Origin of the sequence: Flavobacterium glycogeni (assembly GCF_048286775.1) — a bacterium.
Lineage (GTDB): Bacteria > Bacteroidota > Bacteroidia > Flavobacteriales > Flavobacteriaceae > Flavobacterium.
In genome coordinates, this window is sequence record NZ_JBLVPV010000005.1 from 123999 (window position 1) to 143586 (window position 19588).

Here is a 19588-nt window from a genome sequence, read left to right on the forward strand (position 1 = left end):
ATAAATTGATTTGTATTCTTTTTAACTGAAATTTATAGGTCTAAGGACATAAGTAGTTATCGCTAAAAATAAATGTGCAAGAATAATAAAGAATGCGATATTCTTAACTTTCATTTTGTCTAAAAGTAATCCATAAATAGGATATTGAATCAAAGCTATAAAAATAAACAAGAGATTGATCTCATTAAAAAATATAATAGAGATACAAGAAAATGGGAAAAGAATGAAAATGGGTTCAAAATAACCATGTCCTCCTCCAGCTAGAAAAATAGCAATCAAAATTAGAATTGGTGTTAACATTCCAAATCGCAATGTCCACTTTAAATTTTTTGGCATAATATTTCTTAAATTTAATTTCTTCTTTTCAACTACTGCAAACTGCAACTGAACACTGCAACCTGATTACTTCTTCTTCAAACCGTCATACCAGTTTTCTATCGAAGGATACATGAATCCTGCCGTTTTTTGGATTGGATTATAAAAAAGAGAATTGTCTAACGTTTCTTTTTTGGCTATAAAATTATGATAGTTTATTTTTTCGAAAACCTTGAAAACAATTCCTATTATCAAAATTGTTTTCAGCACCCTGAAGAAACCGCCGCCTAACTTGTTCAGCCATCCTAAAAAGGCAAAATCAGCGATTCCGGTTAGAAATTTACCCAAAAGTGATATTCCAATTACTACCAGTATGAATGTGAGTACAAAAGCAATTACTTGGATTGTGTTGGGATTCCATTTGACAAATCCGGCTAAGATTTCTTTGATAAATGACGAAAATTTTATGGCAAAATAAATTCCGGCCAACAGCGAAACCAAAGAAGCTAATTCTACAAAAAGACCATTTCTAATGCCTTTATACAAAGCAAAAGAAAGCAATACACCCAAAATAATATCCAAAAATCCCATGACACTTAATTAAGAAAAATAAAAGTGCAAATATAAAAGAATAGTTCGTTATCAATTGCCAATTTTCAAGTTCTTATCTTTACCGAAATAATTTTATGACAGATGAATTAATAACTCATGACTCATAACTCATAACTCATAAAAATGTCAAGAGACACACAACTTAAAGAACGCTGGGAACAGCTTGTAGATATACTTTCCAATCAATTTTCTCAAGGGGAGGATTTAGATCTCGACGCTATTATTTATCTAATTGGCGTACAAGAACTCGGGAAAGTGCATAGTGAATACAAAAAAGACGAAAAACTAAACCTGATGCACATCGCGATTTGCAGGTTATTAGAACCGTATGGTTTCTATGAATTCGAATTTTTTGATGAAGAAGGATGGCCACATTACAAGGTAAAAGAGGAATTGCCACCGCTAAAAGCTGGAGAACAGACGGTTTTGATGAAGGAAGCTATTGTGAATTATTTCCTGGAAAGAGAACTTATTGATTGATGATTTTAGATTACAGATTAACGCCCCGATAGCTATCGGGATTGATTTAAAGTTGATATTGCTATAGAAGTTTAGAAATACTTCTAACTTCTAACTTCTAACTTCCAACTTTTTACTAAATTTGCACTCTCAATTATTGAATGAAAATGATAGATAAGATAAAAGAATATATTGGCGAAGCACAAGCTTTTTCAACGCAAAACGTAGCTGAATTAGAGACATTCCGAATTAAATTTCTTGGAAGCAAAGGACTTTTAAAAGACCTTTTCGCTGAATTCAAAAACGTTCCAAACGACCAAAAAAAGGAATTTGGACAAGTAATCAATTTGCTTAAAACGTCTGCCGAAGACAAAGTAAAAACCATACAGGAAGCTTTAGAAAGTAAAGAAGAAATCAAAGGCTTTTATGGTGATTTGACGCGTTCGGCTGAACCAATAACTATTGGCTCTCGTCACCCTATTTCATTGGTAAAAAACCAAATTATAGACATCTTTTCAAACATTGGTTTCAACGTTTCTGAAGGTCCGGAAATCGAAGATGACTGGCATAATTTCACCGCATTAAACTTACCGGAATACCATCCGGCACGTGACATGCAAGACACGTTTTTCATTCAAACGAATCCTGATATTTTGTTGCGTACGCACACATCATCAGTACAAGTGCGTTACATGGAGGAAAATAAACCGCCAATTCGTACGATTTCTCCGGGAAGAGTATTCCGTAACGAAGCCGTTTCATCGCGTTCACACTGTATTTTCCACCAAGTGGAAGGCTTGTATATTGACAAAGACGTTTCTTTTGCCGACTTAAAACAAACGCTTTTATATTTCACAAAAGAGATGTTCGGAAAATCAAAAATCCGTTTGCGTCCGTCTTATTTTCCGTTTACCGAGCCAAGTGCTGAGGTTGATATTTATTGGGGTCTTAAAACAGAAACCGATTATAGAATCACCAAAGGAACTGGTTGGTTAGAAATCATGGGTTGCGGAATGGTAGATCCAAACGTTTTGAAAAACTGTGGCATCAACCCTGATGAATACAACGGTTTTGCATTCGGGATGGGAATCGAAAGAATCGCCATGTTGTTGTACCAAATCGGCGATATCCGTATGTTCTACGAAAATGACGTTCGTTTCTTGGAGCAATTCAAATCAAGTATATAAATAAACATAGCAACCCTTTCAGAGTTTTGAACTCTGAAAGGGTTAGATTTAACAAATAGTTTAAAAGTTGAAAAAAGACATCATCATCCCCGAAGTAGAAAACGTATTTCTTGCTGTAGTTCAAGAATGGAGTGACGATTTCATGGAAAAAGTGTGGTATGCTTATTTAGTAAATGATAGCGATTACTTAATCGAAAGTGTTATGGTAGTTTCTAAAGCTTTTGGAACTATTGACGGTGAAATGAAAAAAACATCACTTTTGCGTCACGCTTTTGTAGAAGTGCCACCGGTTTCAGTGGTCAAAATTGAAATGATAGAAAAAAGTGTTTTGGTGCTCAACAATGAGTTCATGCTAACGTTTTTTATTGGAGACAAATTATACGATAAAAAGTTCATTTTTAAAGCACATTCCATCCATGAGGATTTCGTTGAAGAAGTGCCTATTCTATTTGTTGACGGGGTTATCGTGAGATAATTCAGTACTATACTCGCGTTTGACTTTTTTCTTCCAATTCGAATAACCAACTATAAATATTCCAGCCAAAATAAAATAAAGCGTTCGGAGTAGCTTTTCTTTGGACAAAAAAGCATCTTCAAAAGACATTTCGAATACGTCAAAAACGGCTATGCAAGAGGAGATAATCAATCCCCAAATCACACCATTTTTAATCTGGAATTTCCATCTTTCACTCATAAAAATGATTTAGCGGCTTTGTTGTTTAACTTTGGATTTCCAGGTAAAATAACCTAAAACAAATATACCTACAATGATGTAAGCAACCGCGCGAATATAAAAATTAGGTGTAGCAACCTGTTCTGAAAAAGGGATTTCTTTAATGTCGAATAATACATTGAAAACCGTCATAAATACACCCCAAATCCCACCAGTTTTTATCTGGTATTTCCATCTTTCGCTCATAAGAATATAGTTATAATCTTGTCAATTTCGACACAAGAGAAATCTCATAATCTGAATCACTTGATGGGATTTCTCCTGCGTCGAAATGACAAAAAAAGTGTTAATCCAGTTTATCGGTAAGTTTCTTAAACACGGCTTTAGCTTCCTGTCCTTCGTATAAAATACTGTAAACGGCATCTATAATTGGCGTTTTGGCACCGTAAGCCTGATTGAGTTTATAGGCGCTTTTTACGGCATAATACCCTTCGGCAACCATACTCATTTCCATCATTGCTGATTTAACCGTATAGCCTTTGCCAATCATATTTCCGAACATTCTGTTTCTGGAAAATACCGAATAACCGGTAACCAATAAATCACCTAAATAAGCGGAATCATTGATGTTACGTTTCATTTTATGGACTTTCTTGATGAATTTTTTCATCTCTCGAATCCCATTACTCATCAACACCGATTGGAAATTATCACCATAACCCAAACCATGAGCAATTCCCGCTGCAATCGCATAAATATTTTTTAGCATGGCTGCATATTCCGTTCCTATGATGTCATCTGTAATTTTTGTCTTGATATAATTTCCAGATAAATTTTTAGCAACAACTTTAGCTTTATCGGGATCGCCACACGCAATGGTAAGGTAAGAAAGACGTTCCATTGCTACCTCTTCTGCATGACAAGGACCAGTAATTACACCGATGTTGTAATAAGGAATATCATATTTCACATGGAAATGTTCTCCCACAATTAAACTCGTTTCCGGAACAATTCCTTTAATCGCTGAAAAAATGATTTTATCTTTCAAAGAAACCGTTAATTTTTCTAACTCACCATCTAAAAAAGCAGAGGGAATAGCAAAAATGATGTAATCTGCATACGCTACAGCTTCATTGATATCGCTGGTCAGTTTTAGTTTATTGATGTCGAATTCTACAGAACTCAAATAGTTTGGATTGTGTTTGTACGTTTTAATGTGTTCAATAGCAGCTTCATTACGCATATACCATGAAATTTCGGTAAGATTTACACATAACATTTTTGCTATCGCTGTCGCCCAACTTCCACCACCTATTACTGCGAATTTTATATTTTCAGCCATTTTTTTATTGAATTTAATCAAAAGTACTTAAAAAAGTACTGATGATACAAATTAAATTAGAACAAGAACGTTTGTTTTTAAACGTTTTGGAAATACGGCAATTATAACGGGTAAAAAATAATTTTAATTTTTTTTGTTTTTTAACACAATATAGATACTGGCATTTCGTTCTTGTTGTTTATTGTTTAACAATTTAACAAAATAATGCGAATTGAATTAGTTAGTTATAGTTTAGAATTTTAAAAGGCGTTCCCATATAAAATGAGAACGCCTTTTTATTTAAACTGCTTCAATCAGCATTTGAATTAATAACTCATTTCAACAATAGATTTCACCTTTTCTAAAGTGATATTTTGTTTTTCTCCCAACCCTAACCAACCTCTTTCTTCAAAACGATTTACAATAAAATCAGCCGTTTTATCAAACTCTTTAGTGTAATCGGATAATTTAGTTTCCATTCCCATAGTATGGAAAAATTCAACTGTTTTGTTGATGGCTTCGTTTGCGATTTCGTCCTCAGTTCCAGTTAAATTGAAAATACGTTTTCCGTATTGTGCCAATTTTCCCTTTTTAGTTTCAAACATCACTCGGTATAAATTTGGACCCACAACCGCCAACGTTCTGGCGTGATCGATTCCGTACAAAGCCGTTAATTCATGACCAATCATGTGCGTCGCCCAATCCGAAGGAACTCCTTTTTGGATTAATCCATTCAAAGCCATGGTGCAACTCCACATAAAGTTAGAAGCCAAAGCATAATCAGTAGGTTTTTCAACCACTTCAGGACCTACTTGAATCAAAGTTTGCAAAATACTCTCTGCGATTCGGTCTTGAAGATATCCTTCATGCGGATAGGTTAAATACTGTTCCAAAACATGGGTGTACGCATCAACAACTCCGTTTTGCAATTGTCTTTTTGGCAAAGATTCAATTACGGTTGGATCGCAAATCGAAAATTTTGGAAACAAAGCAGAACCACCAAAAGCTAATTTTTCTTGCGTAGACTCAATAGTAACTACGGCGCCGGAATTCATCTCGCTTCCAGTAGCCGGAAGCGTTAGAACAGTTCCAAAAGGAATCACTTTAGACAAATCTTTAATCAATAATCTCTTTTGAAGAATATCCATTGGATTTCCATCAAAGTTAACGGCAGCCGAAATGAATTTTACCCCATCAATTACCGAACCACCACCTACGGCAAGTATAAAATCTATTTTTTGTTCTTTGATAACTGAAACTGCTTTCATCAATGTTTCAAAATGTGGATTTGGTTCAATTCCTCCAAATTCCACGATTTCAAAACCTTTTAGAGTATTGATAACTTGTTCATGGATTCCATTTTTAAAAATACTTCCACCGCCATACGCCAGAAGGATTTTTGCTCCTTGTGACACCAAAGTGGAAAGTTTTTCAATTTGTCCTTTTCCAAAAATTAAATTAGTAGGATTGTATAATTCGAAGTTTAACATGTTTTTATTTTTTTGAATTCAATTGATTTAATAATTTTTCAGCAACTAGTTTGGACGAAGCCGGGTTTTGACCCGTAATCAATAATCCATCTTCAACGGCATAAGGATGCCAGTCTGCAGCCTTTGAATACGTCGCGCCATTGGCCTGTAAAGCATCTTCCAATAAAAATGGAACTACGTCAGTCAAACCCACAGCGGCTTCTTCGGTATTAGAAAATCCGGTTACTTTTTTGCCTTTTACTAAAAATTCTCCATTTGCTTTTACGCTTTTAAGAACTGCAGGTGCATGACAAACAAAAGCAACGGGTTTATTGTTTGTATAAAATGCCTCGATTAAGGCAATTGAATTTTTATCAGTTGTCAAATCCCATAACGGACCGTGACCTCCCGGATAGAAAACCGCATCATAATCAGACTCTTTTACATCCGCTAATTTTTTCGTGTTTTTCAGTTTTGCCAATAACTCAGTATCAGCATCAAATCTTTTAGTATCTTCAGTTGCAGCTGATGGATCTTCACTTTTTGGATCAATAGGCGGTTGTCCACCTAGCGGAGTAGCAACATCAATGGCAACTCCTTTGTCTAATAATTCGTAATAAGGTGCGGCAAATTCTTCTGTCCAGAATCCTGTTTTTTCTCCCGTGTTACCTAATTTATTGTGACTGGTAACAACAAATAATACCTTTTTCATACTTTTTTTATTTTGTGCAGTTGCTCTAATGCAACTTACGGTTAATGCTATAAGGGCAAATAATGCGATTTTCTTCATTTCTAATTTTGTTTATACAAATTTAGGACGAATATGCTATTAGTAAAAATAATTTAAATTATGTTTGTGATAAATATATTTATATCATGGTCAATCTCGAATGGTACCGAACGTTTAAATCTGTTTATAAAAACGGTAATTTTTCTTTGGCTGCCAAAGAATTGTTTATCAGTCAACCTGCTGTTAGTCAGCAAATATCAATGTTGGAAGCACATGTAGGTTATAAACTTTTCAATCGAAAGTCTAAAGGCGTAGAACCAACGGAATACGCTAAGTTACTCAATAATTTAATCATCGAGGCGTTAGACCGATTGGAAAATGTGGAGAATGGTTTTCGTGCCAAAGCGTTCAATGCGAATCGATTAATTTCAATTGGAATCTCAAAGCATTTGATGAGCAGTTTGGGAAGTGCCTTGGTTTCAAAATTTGAATTTATCGATTTTAGTTTTCATCACGACGATGCACTTTTTGAATTGGTCAATTCTAAAAAATTAGATTTTGCGGTTGTCACCAAAAAATATGACACGTTTGACACCATTCAGAAGAAGGTCGGGGAAATTAAACAAGTGATTGTTGGCTCCAACACTATCGATGCTTCCGAATTAAAATTCAATATCAAAATAAAGGATTTCTCTGCAATTGAACATTGGTTAAACGACCAAAAATGGTTCAGCCACAATGCGCAGATTCCACATATTAAATTGTTCTGGCTGCATGTTTTTAACAAAAAAAGACCTTCGATGATTCCCAATTATATCATTCCGTCTGAATATGAAATGCTGGAAATAATTTCGAAAAATACTGGAATCGCTGTCGTTTGGGATTGCAATGCGAAATGTTTAATGCAAGAAAAAAAAATCCAATTGTTGTGGAACAGCAAGCAAATGCCTAGTACAGAAGTATTTTTATTATCAGGTAAAAATGAAAATCTGAGTGCTGTTTTTGAGAATATTCAACTGGAATTGAAAAGAGTTTTGGGATAATTACTTTTTATAAAAGTTATTATGGTCAATATATTCCCAGACTTTTGTTGGTAACAAAGGCTGCACATTTTTCCCTTTTTTGATATTGTCCCGAATAAATGTCGATGATATTTCTACAACAGGTGCATCAATCATGTGGATTTTTGGATGGTTTTTGAAAGTTGCATTTTCTGCTTCGGTTGAAATTCGAGGATACACATAAATCTCATGATTTTCAAGAATAGCTTCGTAGTTTTTCCATTTGTGTAACGACCTGAGATTGTCTTCGCCCATGATTAAGGAGAACTCGTAATTTGGATATTTTTCCTGTAAGTGAACTAAAGTATTCACGGTATAATTGGGTTGTGACAATTTAAACTCAATATCCGATGGTTTTATTTTTGGAAAATCTTCAGAGGCAAGATGTACCATTTGTAACCGATGATAATCATCGAGCAACGTGCTTTTTTTCTTCAAAGGATTGTGTGGCGTTACCACCATCCAAACTTGATCTAAATCGGCATGCTCCGCCATGTGATTGGCAATGATGAGATGCCCAACATGTATGGGATTAAACGTTCCGAAATACAGACCTATTTTCATGTTTGAAAGTTAGAGGTTAAAAGTTAGGCGTTAAAAGTTAGAGGTTATGAGGCGGGAAGTTCTAACGCTTAACCTCTAACTTTTAACGCCTAGCTTTTTTATTTCACAAAATTCTTTACCAATTGATACGCTTCTTCCAAAGCAATATCTAAATCGTAGTTTTTTATAATAACATCAAATTGTGGTGCTGTTGCCAATTCTACCGATGCTTTAGCGATACGCATATTGATTTTGTCATCACTTTCGGTAGAGCGTTCCTTTAATCTTCTTTTTAGTTCATCCACGCTTGGTGGTTTCACGAAAACAGCTAAAGTTTCTTCAGGGAATTTATGCTTGATACGCAATCCGCCAGATACATCAATATCAAAAATCACATTTTTTCCTTTGGCCCAAATGCGTTCCACTTCACTTTTTAGGGTGCCGTAGAAATTATCACGATAGACTTCTTCCCATTCCAGAAAGTCCTCGTTTTTGATGTGTTTTTTAAACGCTTCGGTAGACATGAAATAATAATCTTTTCCGTTTACCTCTTCGCCTCTTGGCTCACGTGAAGCTGCCGAAATCGAAAATTCAAGATTCAAATCTTCTTTGCTTAATAAATGTCTAACTATGGTAGTTTTCCCCGATCCAGATGGTGCCGAAAAAACGATTAATTTTCCTCCTGTGCTCATGTTGTTATTTAATTCTAGTCGCAAAATGCTCCTGTCTTTATGCATAAAGACGCGATGAATCGCGTCTCTACCTAATATGTTTTACAATACGTTTAATACTTGTTCCTTGATTTTTTCCAATTCGTCTTTCATCTGAACGACTAATTTTTGCATTTGTGCGTGATTGGATTTAGAACCCATCGTGTTGATTTCACGTCCCATTTCTTGGGTAATGAAACCTAATTTTCTACCGTTGGCTTCTGTTCCGTTGATGGTTTCCAAGAAATAATCCAAGTGATTCGTCAAACGTACTTTTTCTTCGGTGATGTCTAATTTTTCTAAATAATAAATCAATTCCTGCTCGAAACGATTTTCGTCTACATTGACTTTAAGTTCTGAGATTGCAGTTTGCAAACGATCTTTTATCGCTTGAACGCGTTCTGGATCAAGTGCCAAAGCTTCGGTCATGTATTGACGAATGTTGCCAATTCGCAATTGGAATTCTTTTTCTAAAGACATTCCTTCATCTCTTCTGAAGTTCAAGATGTTTTGCAAAGCCTCTTCGATAACGGTTTGGATTTGTACCCAGTCGTTTTCATCAATTTCATCGCGTTCTATTTTCATGGTATCCGGCATGCGAACAGCCATTTTCATGAGTTCCGTTTCATCAGCATCAGCATACACTTCTCTTAATTGATTGATGTAGGCTTTTACAATCGGCACATTGACTTTCGTAGAAGTTTGTTCGGCGGTACTTTCGATAAAAATAGAAAAATCCACTTTTCCTCTTTCCAGTTTTAGTGCAATTTGGTTGCGTAAACCCAATTCCATTTCGCGGTAAAGTGAAGGCATTCTTACATTCAAATCCAAACCTTTACTGTTTAAGGATTTTACTTCTACCGTGATTTTTTTGGTTGGTAATTGCAAAGTCGCTTTACCAAAACCCGTCATTGATTGTATCATATAATTTTCTAAAAGAGGTCAAAGATAATTAAAAGTTTGCAGTGTTCAGTCTCGGCGCTTCGGGATTAGTATTCCGTGACTCGGTTTAAGTAAATGTTTTTAGTAATCAGATTTTAATTTTTGCATTCATATAATAAGCGCAATGAATAATATAAAAGACTATAATCTTCGATTTGGACACTGAACACTAATCCCGAAGCGTCGAGACTGAACACTGCTTTTTACTTCTTCTGCGTCACCAAATAAACGCCGACAAATATTAAAATGGCTGAAACAATTTTCACCAAACTCAATTCGTCTTTCCCCAAGCTTATCGCAAAAATAGTTGCGAATAGCGGTTGTAAATAAATAAAAACGGCAACCGTGGTTGGTTTTAATTCTTTCATCGAAAGCAAATTCAGCAAATAGGTCAGGAAAGTCGAAAAAACCACCACAAACCCTATTTTCCAGCAAATATCCATTGGAACCAAAGCCCAGTTCACAGCTTGAAATTGGCTCCAGCCAAAAGGCAAAACCATAATAAAACCAAATAAATAAATCCATTTTACAAACGTAAACGCATTGTATTTGTCCATTAATTTCTTGACGATTATCAGATAAAAACCATAGGAAATGGCGTTGACCAAAACCAGAAAATTTCCCAAACCGGCGTTTGTGGCACTGCCGATGGATTTTCCGTACAGAATAAGAAAAGCAGTTCCTATCAAACCAAGGATAATCCCAAAAACCATTCGTTTTTGCATGCGTTCCTTCATAATCAATGCCGAAAGTGTCAAAACAATCATTGGTGTCGAAACCATAATCACCGCAGCACTAATGGGAGAAGTGAGGCTTAATCCTTTGAAAAATGTAAGCATATTAAACGCCACGCCGAAGAAAGCCGCCGCAATAATTCGAGGAAAATCATTGAACGCAATTTTCTCTTTTGGCATAAAAAGCCAAACCAACCAAAACAAAATCATCGAACCGCCGGCGCGCAACAAGATAAAGCCATAGGCGTCAATGTACAATGGCATGACATCTTTGGCAATGGTAAACGTAACGCCGTAAATCAACGAAACAATGGTGGCGCCAATAAGTGCGAGATTTCTTTTAGACATTTGCAAAAGCAAGCATTACTTGATGCATGTTTTGTTGTGTGTTGCCAATGTAAATCTTGTCTTTGATAATAAAAACAGGACGACTCAAAAACGTGTAATGCTCTAAAATGTATTTCTTGTAATCGTCTTCGGTCAACGATTTATTCTTTAAATCCATCGATTTGTACAACTGTGCTTTTTTGCTGAAAAGCGCTTCGTAACTTCCGGAAAGTTCACGCATTTGTTCCAATTCTGCTACAGTAATTGGGTCTTGTTTGATGTCGTGAAACTTCAAGTTATGATCTTTCGGTAATGATTTTATGATTTTTCTGCAGGTATCGCAAGAAGCGAGATAGTATATTTTGTCCATGTAAATAGCGATTTCTTTGTGCAAAGAAAAATCATTTGATACGGAAAATGATTATTTTTATCAAAAAAATAAAAAAATGCATCAAACATTCGATATTGCCAAAGCGAGCAGAAAAGTGTTGTCACAATTTCTGGAAAATTATACTTTGGAACAATTGAATAAAATGGCTCCGGGATTTAATAATAATTTGATTTGGAATATCGCTCACATTGTGGTTACACAACAAAGGTTGGTTTATAAATTTTCGGGTGTGCCTATGATTATATCAGACGAGTTGTTCGATAAATACAAAGGAGGAACCAAGCCGGTTCAAGATGTTACTCAGACTGAGGTGGGAGAAATTCGGTCGTTACTTTTTGAAACCATCAATCAAACCGAAGCTGATTTTAATAATGAAATTTTTAAAAATTATCAGGAATATACCACTTCAATAGGCTTAACTATTAAAAATATTGAAGATGCTTTATCTTTTAATAACTATCATGAGGCACTACATACGGGAGTGATTATGAGTATTAGAAAGTTTATTTAAGTCAAAAAAATAATTGTTTTATCAAAAAATAGAAAAATGAATCAAACATTCTGCGTTACCGAAAACAGTAGAAATACCTTGTCAAAGTTTTTACAAGGATATACATTAGAGCAACTCAACACAATTCCGGAAGGCTATAACAATAATCTGATTTGGAATATTGGGCATATTGTGGTGGTTCAACAAATGTTGGTTTACAAATTGTCAGGTTTGCCTATGATGATTCCAGATGAAATGGTAGAAAAATATAAAAGAGGAACCAAGCCGGAACAAGACGCAACGCAGGCTGATGTAGATGAAATTCAGTCATTTCTTTTTGAAACCATCGATCAAACCAAAGCGGATTTAGAAAACAAAGTGTTCAATAATTTTCAGGAATTTACTACGATGACCGGTTTTACAATGAAAACTGCAGAAGATGCGATGGCTTTTAATGTCTATCACGAAGCGCTTCACGCCGGAATGATGATGAGTATCCGAAAATTTATTTAGGAGCTTTTTCCCGCTATTCGCTCGTATCTTTTCCTTTTTTAAAGAAAAAAGGAAAAGGATATCCGCTTCTATCGGGGCAAGGTAATCCCTAAAAATAAACTAAATGGTATTAAAAATAATTTTTGATTTTTTGAAGACCATTTTGTTATTTAACCGCCAAATAATCATTCACTTCCTTATAAGATAATAATAATTCTTTAGGTCCATCAGCATACGATGCCGCTTCATACGAATTGTAATAAAGCAGCAATCCTTTATCGGTGTAAAAAATATTTTGGGGAAGATTGAATTTCTCGTCTTCAAACATCAATCCGGTTGCATTGATTGATTTGTTTGTCGGAATTTTATATTTGGCTCGGAATTTCTTTTCGGCGAAAGCCATAAAAGCATCCTTGTCATTGAATAATTCCTTATTCGAAATGGATTTTCCGGTAGTGGGGTCAAAAAGCAGTGAACGCAATCCTTGATATCCGTGAGCGCCACCGGTGTAGGTATAATGGTTGATTTCTATATTCAAAACACTTTCGGACTGGTATTTTACACTTCCTTTAATTTCAGCTTCCCAGCCAAAGGTGTCATTCGGAAAATCTTTTTGGAGTTTCTCATAGGAATCAATAAATGAGGCTAACAATCCATTGTAGTCTGTTGATGTATATGGTTTTTCGCCAAAATAAATAATCTCTTTCAATACTGAAAACACTTTTTTATTGATGCTGTCCGCTACAATAGGGTCGTTTTTTGCAAGAGGGATTTTTACAGTTATCTCAGGGCAATTTTCTTTGCAGGGTAAAGTTGTTTTTTTCTGAAAAGATTGGTCTTTAAAAGCCAATTCGTTCGAACAACCTGTTATTAAAAAAAGGAATAAAGTATAAATTATAAAGTGTTTCATCTCAAAATTGTTAATTAAATACAAAGGTACCTCTTGTTGCTTGGTTAAAATAAATTAAAGGGTAAATTTGTGAAGTTATTTAGCATTTTAAAATTAAAAGATATGAAATTCAATACGAAGGTTATTCACGGAGGTCAGCATCATGATCCAAGTACGGGAGCAGTTATGCCGCCAGTATATCAAACGTCAACATTTGTACAAACTAGCCCTGGACAGCCTATAAATCCGGATTATGAGTACAGTAGAGCTGCAAATCCTACCAGAAGCGCTTTGGAAAACGCATTGGCAAGTATTGAAAATGGAACACGAGGATTGGCTTTTTCGTCAGGATTAGCAGCCACAGATTGTGTTTTACGTTCTTTTAAAGCTGGTGACGAAATCATTTCCATGGATGATTTGTATGGTGGAACGTATAGAATGTTTACCCGTATATATAAAAATTCCGGAATAAAATTCCATTTTGTGGATATGAATGACCTAGAGAAATTCAAGTCATTAATCAACGAAAACACTAAACTGGTTTGGGTAGAAACACCAACGAATCCTTTGATGAAATTGGCCGATATTCAAGAAATTGCAAAAATAACTAAGGAAAAGAAAATCCTTTTTGCAGTTGATAATACTTTTGCAACGCCTTATTTGCAAAAACCATTAGACTTGGGAGCTGATATCGTGATGCATTCGGCGACTAAGTATTTGGGAGGCCATTCTGATGTTATTGCCGGCGCTTTGATTGTAAAAGATGAAGCACTGGGAGAACAATTGCATTTTCAACAATTTGCGACTGGAGCAACATTGGGACCAATGGATAGTTTCTTGGTATTAAGAGGAATTAAAACCTTGCATTTGCGCGTGGAAAGACATTGTGAAAATGGAGGAAAAGTGGTGGAGTTTCTGAATAACCATCCAAAAGTTAAAACAGTATATTATCCTGGATTACCAAGCCATCCGTATCATGAAATTGCTAAAAAGCAAATGAGTGGTTTTGGAGGAATGGTGTCTTTTACTTTTGTTTCGGGCAAAAAAGAAGATGCGATTGATTTTCTGGAAAAATTAAACGTTTTTACACTTGCTGAATCTTTAGGCGGAGTGGAATCACTAGCGAATCATCCGGCTTTGATGACGCATGCCTCCATTCCGGAGGACAAACGAAAGGAAGTTGGGATTACAGATGATCTTGTTCGATTAAGTGTAGGTATAGAAGATGCTGAGGATTTGATAGAAGATTTGAAACAAGCGTTAGCATAAATTAATAAAAACAAAACCCCAATTCTAAATTTCAGAATTGGGGTTTTGTTTTTTATAAATGGTTGTTTAAGTGCTATTGCAAGTAATAAATGTAACCCACGTTGAACCAGACCAACCAATCGTTTGCTCTGTTTTCCTTGTAAAGCGCAGGATTAGGATTTAGTCCATCTACCCAATTGGAAAAATAATATTGAAATCTTAAATCAACCATTAAATCTTGTAATGGGCTTAATTTATAGCGAGCTCCCACACTGGATATTACAGACCAAACGGTTCCGCTTTCGGTAGAAAAACCATAAGGACGTCCGTCAGTTGGGGTTAAATACTTAGGAAATGTAGTTAAGGGAGTTCCTAATGGGCCTAATGTTGACGAAGCTTCAGCATTATAATAGCTGAATTGTCCACCAAGACTGATAAAGGGGCCAAAACTTCCTGTTCTGGCAGTAAAGTCACGAATGCTCCAAGGGAAATATTCAAGTTGCATACCGATATTAGTTACAGCCGTACTCCCAGTCATTGCTTTCAATTGCTCCTTTCCTCGCGAAGGTTTGCCTTCAACCCATTGTCCAAAATGTTCTAAGTTGGTTTTGTTATAAGAGAGTTCCGACCTTAATTTAAAATGGTCGTTAAAATAAGTTTCAGGCGTGAAACAGTTACATTCCGCTTTGTAAGAAAAGTTGAGATAGTGAATAATCCCGATTCCTAAACCTGTATTTCCGGAGTTAGTATCAAAATCATAACGCTCCCCATAGTCGGATTGAAAGGCAACTGGCCCTGCTATCACCCCTATTTCATGAGAAAATCCACCGAATTGCGCGTTTGCATCAGGGGAAAATCCATAACAGATTAATAAAAAGAGGATTGTTTGTTTGATCATTAGGTGTTAATTTTTCTAATCTTGACAAATATATAAAAACATCATGCATACCTAATATAAAAATAAAATTAAAAATAAGCAGACAAATTCTTATTTACTTACGAAAGTCCCAGTTATTTGGTTTAAATGAGTATATCATAAACACAATTGTTTGAAAATGCTTAATAAAAAGATAATTCTATTTAGAAATCGAAAAAAACAGAGTCTGAATATTTTTATAAAATGTATCTTTGTGGATTATAACGAAATCGTTTTCTTAATTAATTATTTATAATCTATGTTACTAAAAATAAATGATTTTATGGCTCAAGTTGAGGCCAAAAATCCAAATGAACCTGAATTTATTCAAGCTGTTAGGGAATTTGCAGAGACTGTAATTCCATTTATTGCAGAGCAAAAAAAATACGACGGAAAAAATTTGCTTCTCAGAATAGCGGAGCCGGAGCGTTCTATTATATTTCGTGTCCCTTGGGTAGACGATAAAGGAGAGATTCAGGTAAATAGGGGTTTTAGAATTCAAATGAATTCAGCAATTGGACCTTACAAAGGTGGAATTCGTTTTCATCATACGGTAAATTTATCAGTGCTTAAATTTCTAGCTTTTGAACAAGTATTCAAAAACAGTTTGACTACTTTGCCAATGGGTGGAGGAAAAGGAGGATCTGATTTTGATCCACAAGGAAAATCTGATGGGGAAGTGATGCGTTTTTGTCAGTCTTTCATGACTGAATTGTGCAGACACATCGGGCCACAATTAGACGTTCCTGCTGGGGATATCGGAGTTGGAGCCAGAGAGATCGGATATTTATTTGGTCAATACAAGAGAATCAAAAACGAATTTACCGGAGTTTTAACCGGAAAAGGATTGGCTTATGGTGGTTCTTTAATCAGACCGGAAGCAACAGGTTACGGAGTAGTTTATTTTGCAGAACAAATGCTGAATACTATTGGTCAAAACATCAAAGGAAAAAGAGTATCTATTTCTGGATTTGGTAACGTTGCTTGGGGAGTAGCTTTAAAAGTAAATGATCTTGGAGGAAAAGTAGTTACTATTTCTGGTCCTGATGGTTATATTTATGATGAAGAAGGAATCTCTGGAGATAAAATCGACTTTATGCTTGAAATGAGAGCAAGAGGAGATAATAAAGCCGAAGCTTATTTAGAAAAATATCCAAATGCAGTTTTCCACAAAGGAAAAAGCGTATGGGAAGTAAAAGTTGATGTTGCGATACCTTGTGCTACTCAAAATGAGTTGAACGAGGAAGATGCTAAACACTTAATTGCAAATGGAGTTATTTGTGTAACAGAAGCGGCGAATATGCCATGTACTTTAGAAGCTATGAAACTGTTCTTGAAAGCTAAAGTGCTTTTTGCTCCTGGTAAAGCAGCAAATGCAGGTGGTGTTGCAGCTTCAGGATTAGAGATGACGCAAAACTCTATTCGTTTAAACTGGACGAGTGAAGAAGTGGACTCCAGATTAAAAGAAATCATGGTTGGAATACACAATCAATGTAAAAAATACGGTACTGACGAAGAAGGATATGTAAACTATGTAAAAGGTGCAAACATTGCCGGATTTGTAAAAGTAGCTGATGCTATGCTTGCTCAAGGAGTGGTATAAATCAGATTATTGTAATTTAAAAAGCCTTTCACTATCCTGAGCTTCGGGATCGGATGAAAGGCTTTTTTTTGCGTAACAAAATGCTAAGACTTTCGTTTGTTCTATATTTGTAAACCAATATTGATGCAAATAATGAAAAAGAGCGTTTTATATTTTTTGCTTTTACTTTTTATCCAAATGGGTTTTGCCCAAAGTAACTTGTCGTGGCAAGGCTATTTCTCTTACAATGAAATTAAAGATGTCTCAGAATCTGCAACGGCTGTTTTTGCTGCTTCCGAAAATGCTCTGTTTTCAAAAAACGTATCGACAAACGTAATTAAAACAACGAATACCATTGACGGGCTTTCCGGACAAACTATTTCATCAGTATATCACAGTGCAACATTCAATAAAACAATTGTAGGATACGAAAACGGACTGATAATAGTGATTAATGAAACCGATGGAAGCATGCTGAAGGTAGTCGATATTATCAATAAACAACTTCCTCCAAATATAAAAAAAATCAATCACTTCATGGAATTTGAAGGCGTTGCATATGTTTCCTGTGATTTTGGAATCGTTCAATTTAATCTGGCCACCATGCAATTTGGGGACACTTATTTTATTGGCGATAATGGAGCCGAAATCATTGTGAACCAAACAGCACTTTTTAATGGATTTATTTATGCAGCCACAAATAACGGCATGCGAAGAGCTATCATTTCCAATAAAAACTTAATCGATTACAATCAATGGGAAACAATTGCAACTGGAAATTGGTCAAGCATTGTGACTTTTGGAACGGATTTGTATGCCATTAATGCTGCGGGATACATTCATAAATTTAATTCGGTTTCCAATTCCTTTACAGGATTTATCCAACTTTCTCAGCCTTCATTGGACATGAGAGCAACAGCGGATTATGTAATAGTGGCTACTTTGAACAGTATTTATATTTACAACAATCAGATGGCTTTGGTGCGCCAAATAAGTACAAATCAAATCACGGACAGTAATCCAAGTTTTACGTGTGCCACAATAATTGGTGATGCTGTTTTTATCGGAACAAAAGAAAATGGATTGATTACCGCTTCACTTTCTTCGGGAGTAACTTTCGAAAATATAACGCCTATTGGTCCTTCTCGGAACAATATATTTGCGCTTGACGCCACGACAAGTTCACTTTGGACGGTTTACGGAGATTATTCAGCAGATTATAATCCGTATCCGTTAGACAGTTACGGTATAAGTAAATTTAGTGCAACAGGATGGTTGAATATCCCTTATGAAGAAGTTTTAGGGGCGCAATCGATGACCAGAATTACAGTTAATCCCAGCAATGAAAACGAAGTATATGCGAGTTCTTTTTTTTCGGGTTTGCTAAAAATTGAAGAGGATACCCCTGCAATTTTGTACAATCAAACCAATAGTGGTCTTGAGTCTTTGACCTTTGTGGGTCCTAATTATATAGATATAAGGGTTAACGGAACGGCATTTGACAAATCAGGAAATCTTTGGGTTACCATCAGCCGAATAAAAAACGGATTGAAAGTGTTCAAATCTAATGGTCAATGGCAAAGTTATGCTATGGACAATATTCTGGATTCGGCTATTGATAATAATTTTGGAACAATAGCCATTGATAAAAATGGAACTAAATGGCTTTCTACCAGTGAAGATGGGGTTATTGGTTTTAATGAAAGTAACAATGTCTTCAAAAAAATAACAACTGGACCAGATACTGGGAATTTGCCTATTTCAAATGTAAACGTAGTTGCGGTAGATAGTAGAAACCAACTTTGGATAGGGACCACAAAAGGATTGCGGGTTTTGCCGAATGTAGGCAGTTTTCAAACAGAAGACCAGATGACAACGAACCCCATAATTATTTTAGACGATAATCTGGCGCAAGAATTATTATACGAACAATTTATTACTGATATTGTTGTTGACGGAGCAAATAATAAATGGATTGGCACCGCCGATTCGGGTTTGTTTCTTGTCTCGCCAAATGGTCAGGAAACCAAGTATCACTTTACGATAAATAATTCACCGTTGCCCAGCAATGTTATAAATGACATTGATATCAATAGCGCTACAGGCGAAGTTTTTATAGCTACTGCCAAAGGTTTAATTTCTTTCAAAGGAACTGCTACTGCGCCAAATGATGATTTAAGTAACGCTTTCGTGTATCCAAATCCGGTGCGGCCGGAATACCAAGGAACCGTTAAAATTGCGGGATTATTGGATAAAGCGAACATTAAAATCACCGATATTGAAGGGAATCTGGTTTATGAAACTACTTCTGAAGGCGGAACAATAGAATGGGATACCACCGCTTTTGGAAAATACAAAGTAGCTTCGGGCGTGTATATGATTTTTATTTCGGCACAAGACGGAGTGGAAACGAAAGTTAAAAAAGTGATGATAATTCGTTAAAAAAAAGTTATCCGTTATAAGTTTTTGAACTCTTAACTCATAACCTCCAACTTAT

General features: G+C 35.5%; 23 protein-coding genes. 9 read left to right on the forward strand and 14 right to left on the reverse strand.

The window, feature by feature from the left end; genetic code table 11:
* Positions 1 to 21: 21 nt before the first annotated feature.
* Both ACNQGX_RS05835 and ACNQGX_RS05840 read right to left on the reverse strand, forming a co-directional pair.
* On the reverse strand, positions 22 to 336 hold the full coding sequence (locus ACNQGX_RS05835) for a hypothetical protein (RefSeq protein ID WP_417974893.1): 315 nt from the start codon (positions 334 to 336) through the stop codon (positions 22 to 24).
* Between the two features lie 66 nt (positions 337 to 402).
* Complete coding sequence (locus ACNQGX_RS05840; protein WP_417974895.1) at positions 403 to 906, reverse strand: CvpA family protein; 504 nt, start codon at positions 904 to 906, stop codon at positions 403 to 405.
* Between the two features lie 144 nt (positions 907 to 1050).
* On the opposite strand from ACNQGX_RS05840, the gene ACNQGX_RS05845 reads away from it, so the two are divergent.
* The 3 genes from ACNQGX_RS05845 to ACNQGX_RS05855 all read left to right on the forward strand — a co-directional run bounded on the left by ACNQGX_RS05845 (position 1051) and on the right by ACNQGX_RS05855 (position 3048).
* Positions 1051 to 1407, forward strand: a complete 357-nt coding sequence (locus tag ACNQGX_RS05845) for a hypothetical protein (protein WP_417974897.1) — start codon at positions 1051 to 1053, stop codon at positions 1405 to 1407.
* Positions 1408 to 1553: 146 nt separating this feature from the next.
* Positions 1554 to 2573 (forward strand): phenylalanine--tRNA ligase subunit alpha, encoded by a 1020-nt coding sequence (gene pheS, locus ACNQGX_RS05850; RefSeq protein ID WP_417974899.1) that lies wholly within the window; start codon positions 1554 to 1556, stop codon positions 2571 to 2573.
* 67 nt (positions 2574 to 2640) lie between these two features.
* Positions 2641 to 3048, forward strand: a complete 408-nt coding sequence (locus ACNQGX_RS05855) for a hypothetical protein (RefSeq protein WP_417974901.1) — start codon at positions 2641 to 2643, stop codon at positions 3046 to 3048.
* On the opposite strand, the gene ACNQGX_RS05860 is transcribed toward ACNQGX_RS05855, so the two are convergent.
* The 5 genes from ACNQGX_RS05860 to ACNQGX_RS05880 all read right to left on the reverse strand — a co-directional run bounded on the left by ACNQGX_RS05860 (position 3019) and on the right by ACNQGX_RS05880 (position 6826).
* Positions 3019 to 3267 carry a hypothetical protein gene (locus ACNQGX_RS05860; protein WP_417974903.1) on the reverse strand — a complete coding sequence of 83 codons (249 nt, stop codon included), beginning with the start codon at positions 3265 to 3267 and terminating at the stop codon, positions 3019 to 3021. The genes ACNQGX_RS05855 and ACNQGX_RS05860 overlap by 30 nt on opposite strands.
* A gap of 9 nt (positions 3268 to 3276) precedes the next feature.
* On the reverse strand, positions 3277 to 3492 hold the full coding sequence (locus tag ACNQGX_RS05865; RefSeq protein ID WP_417974905.1) for a hypothetical protein: 216 nt from the start codon (positions 3490 to 3492) through the stop codon (positions 3277 to 3279).
* A 100-nt stretch (positions 3493 to 3592) separates the two neighbouring features.
* A complete protein-coding gene (locus ACNQGX_RS05870) occupies positions 3593 to 4588 on the reverse strand; it encodes an NAD(P)H-dependent glycerol-3-phosphate dehydrogenase (protein WP_417974907.1) in 996 nt (331 codons plus the stop codon).
* A gap of 305 nt (positions 4589 to 4893) precedes the next feature.
* On the reverse strand, positions 4894 to 6057 hold the full coding sequence (locus ACNQGX_RS05875) for an iron-containing alcohol dehydrogenase (protein ID WP_417974909.1): 1164 nt from the start codon (positions 6055 to 6057) through the stop codon (positions 4894 to 4896).
* Between the two features lie 4 nt (positions 6058 to 6061).
* On the reverse strand, positions 6062 to 6826 hold the full coding sequence (locus ACNQGX_RS05880) for a type 1 glutamine amidotransferase domain-containing protein (RefSeq protein WP_417974911.1): 765 nt from the start codon (positions 6824 to 6826) through the stop codon (positions 6062 to 6064).
* 86 nt (positions 6827 to 6912) lie between these two features.
* On the opposite strand from ACNQGX_RS05880, the gene ACNQGX_RS05885 reads away from it, so the two are divergent.
* Positions 6913 to 7809 (forward strand): LysR family transcriptional regulator, encoded by an 897-nt coding sequence (locus tag ACNQGX_RS05885; RefSeq protein WP_417974913.1) that lies wholly within the window; start codon positions 6913 to 6915, stop codon positions 7807 to 7809.
* Here the strand turns inward: ACNQGX_RS05885 and nadD are convergent, their stop codons facing one another.
* From nadD to ACNQGX_RS05910, 5 genes are all read right to left on the reverse strand, one after another.
* The gene (nadD, locus tag ACNQGX_RS05890) at positions 7810 to 8391 is read right to left on the reverse strand and encodes a nicotinate (nicotinamide) nucleotide adenylyltransferase (RefSeq protein WP_417974915.1); all 582 of its coding nucleotides are present in this window, start codon (positions 8389 to 8391) and stop codon (positions 7810 to 7812) included.
* Between the two features lie 98 nt (positions 8392 to 8489).
* On the reverse strand, positions 8490 to 9062 hold the full coding sequence (gene gmk / locus ACNQGX_RS05895) for a guanylate kinase (protein WP_417974917.1): 573 nt from the start codon (positions 9060 to 9062) through the stop codon (positions 8490 to 8492).
* An 81-nt stretch (positions 9063 to 9143) separates the two neighbouring features.
* A complete protein-coding gene (locus ACNQGX_RS05900; RefSeq protein ID WP_131914731.1) occupies positions 9144 to 10004 on the reverse strand; it encodes a YicC/YloC family endoribonuclease in 861 nt (286 codons plus the stop codon).
* Between the two features lie 221 nt (positions 10005 to 10225).
* Entirely contained in the window at positions 10226 to 11104 is an 879-nt protein-coding gene (locus tag ACNQGX_RS05905) for a DMT family transporter (RefSeq protein ID WP_417974919.1), read from the reverse strand.
* The gene (locus ACNQGX_RS05910; RefSeq protein WP_131914733.1) at positions 11097 to 11453 is read right to left on the reverse strand and encodes an arsenate reductase family protein; all 357 of its coding nucleotides are present in this window, start codon (positions 11451 to 11453) and stop codon (positions 11097 to 11099) included. The genes ACNQGX_RS05905 and ACNQGX_RS05910 overlap by 8 nt, the downstream gene beginning before the upstream one ends.
* 76 nt (positions 11454 to 11529) lie before the next feature.
* Between ACNQGX_RS05910 and ACNQGX_RS05915 the strand changes: the two genes are divergently transcribed.
* Both ACNQGX_RS05915 and ACNQGX_RS05920 read left to right on the forward strand, forming a co-directional pair.
* Positions 11530 to 11985, forward strand: coding sequence for a DinB family protein (locus tag ACNQGX_RS05915; protein ID WP_417974921.1), 456 nt, complete (start codon positions 11530 to 11532; stop codon positions 11983 to 11985).
* Positions 11986 to 12021: 36 nt separating this feature from the next.
* Positions 12022 to 12477 carry a DinB family protein gene (locus ACNQGX_RS05920; RefSeq protein WP_417974923.1) on the forward strand — a complete coding sequence of 152 codons (456 nt, stop codon included), beginning with the start codon at positions 12022 to 12024 and terminating at the stop codon, positions 12475 to 12477.
* A 145-nt stretch (positions 12478 to 12622) separates the two neighbouring features.
* On the opposite strand, the gene ACNQGX_RS05925 is transcribed toward ACNQGX_RS05920, so the two are convergent.
* The gene (locus ACNQGX_RS05925) at positions 12623 to 13366 is read right to left on the reverse strand and encodes a DUF3298 and DUF4163 domain-containing protein (RefSeq protein ID WP_417974925.1); all 744 of its coding nucleotides are present in this window, start codon (positions 13364 to 13366) and stop codon (positions 12623 to 12625) included.
* A gap of 102 nt (positions 13367 to 13468) precedes the next feature.
* Here ACNQGX_RS05925 and ACNQGX_RS05930 point away from each other — a divergent pair, with 102 nt between their 5' ends.
* A complete protein-coding gene (locus tag ACNQGX_RS05930; protein ID WP_131914737.1) occupies positions 13469 to 14614 on the forward strand; it encodes a cystathionine gamma-synthase in 1146 nt (381 codons plus the stop codon).
* Between the two features lie 73 nt (positions 14615 to 14687).
* On the opposite strand, the gene ACNQGX_RS05935 is transcribed toward ACNQGX_RS05930, so the two are convergent.
* The gene (locus ACNQGX_RS05935; RefSeq protein WP_417974928.1) at positions 14688 to 15491 is read right to left on the reverse strand and encodes a THC0290_0291 family protein; all 804 of its coding nucleotides are present in this window, start codon (positions 15489 to 15491) and stop codon (positions 14688 to 14690) included.
* Positions 15492 to 15768: 277 nt separating this feature from the next.
* Here ACNQGX_RS05935 and gdhA point away from each other — a divergent pair, with 277 nt between their 5' ends.
* Together gdhA and porZ are read left to right on the forward strand one after the other, a co-directional pair.
* Positions 15769 to 17112, forward strand: coding sequence for an NADP-specific glutamate dehydrogenase (gene gdhA, locus ACNQGX_RS05940; RefSeq protein WP_417974930.1), 1344 nt, complete (start codon positions 15769 to 15771; stop codon positions 17110 to 17112).
* A 132-nt stretch (positions 17113 to 17244) separates the two neighbouring features.
* The gene (gene porZ, locus ACNQGX_RS05945; RefSeq protein ID WP_417974932.1) at positions 17245 to 19533 is read left to right on the forward strand and encodes a type IX secretion system anionic LPS delivery protein PorZ; all 2289 of its coding nucleotides are present in this window, start codon (positions 17245 to 17247) and stop codon (positions 19531 to 19533) included.
* Positions 19534 to 19588 lie beyond the last annotated feature (55 nt).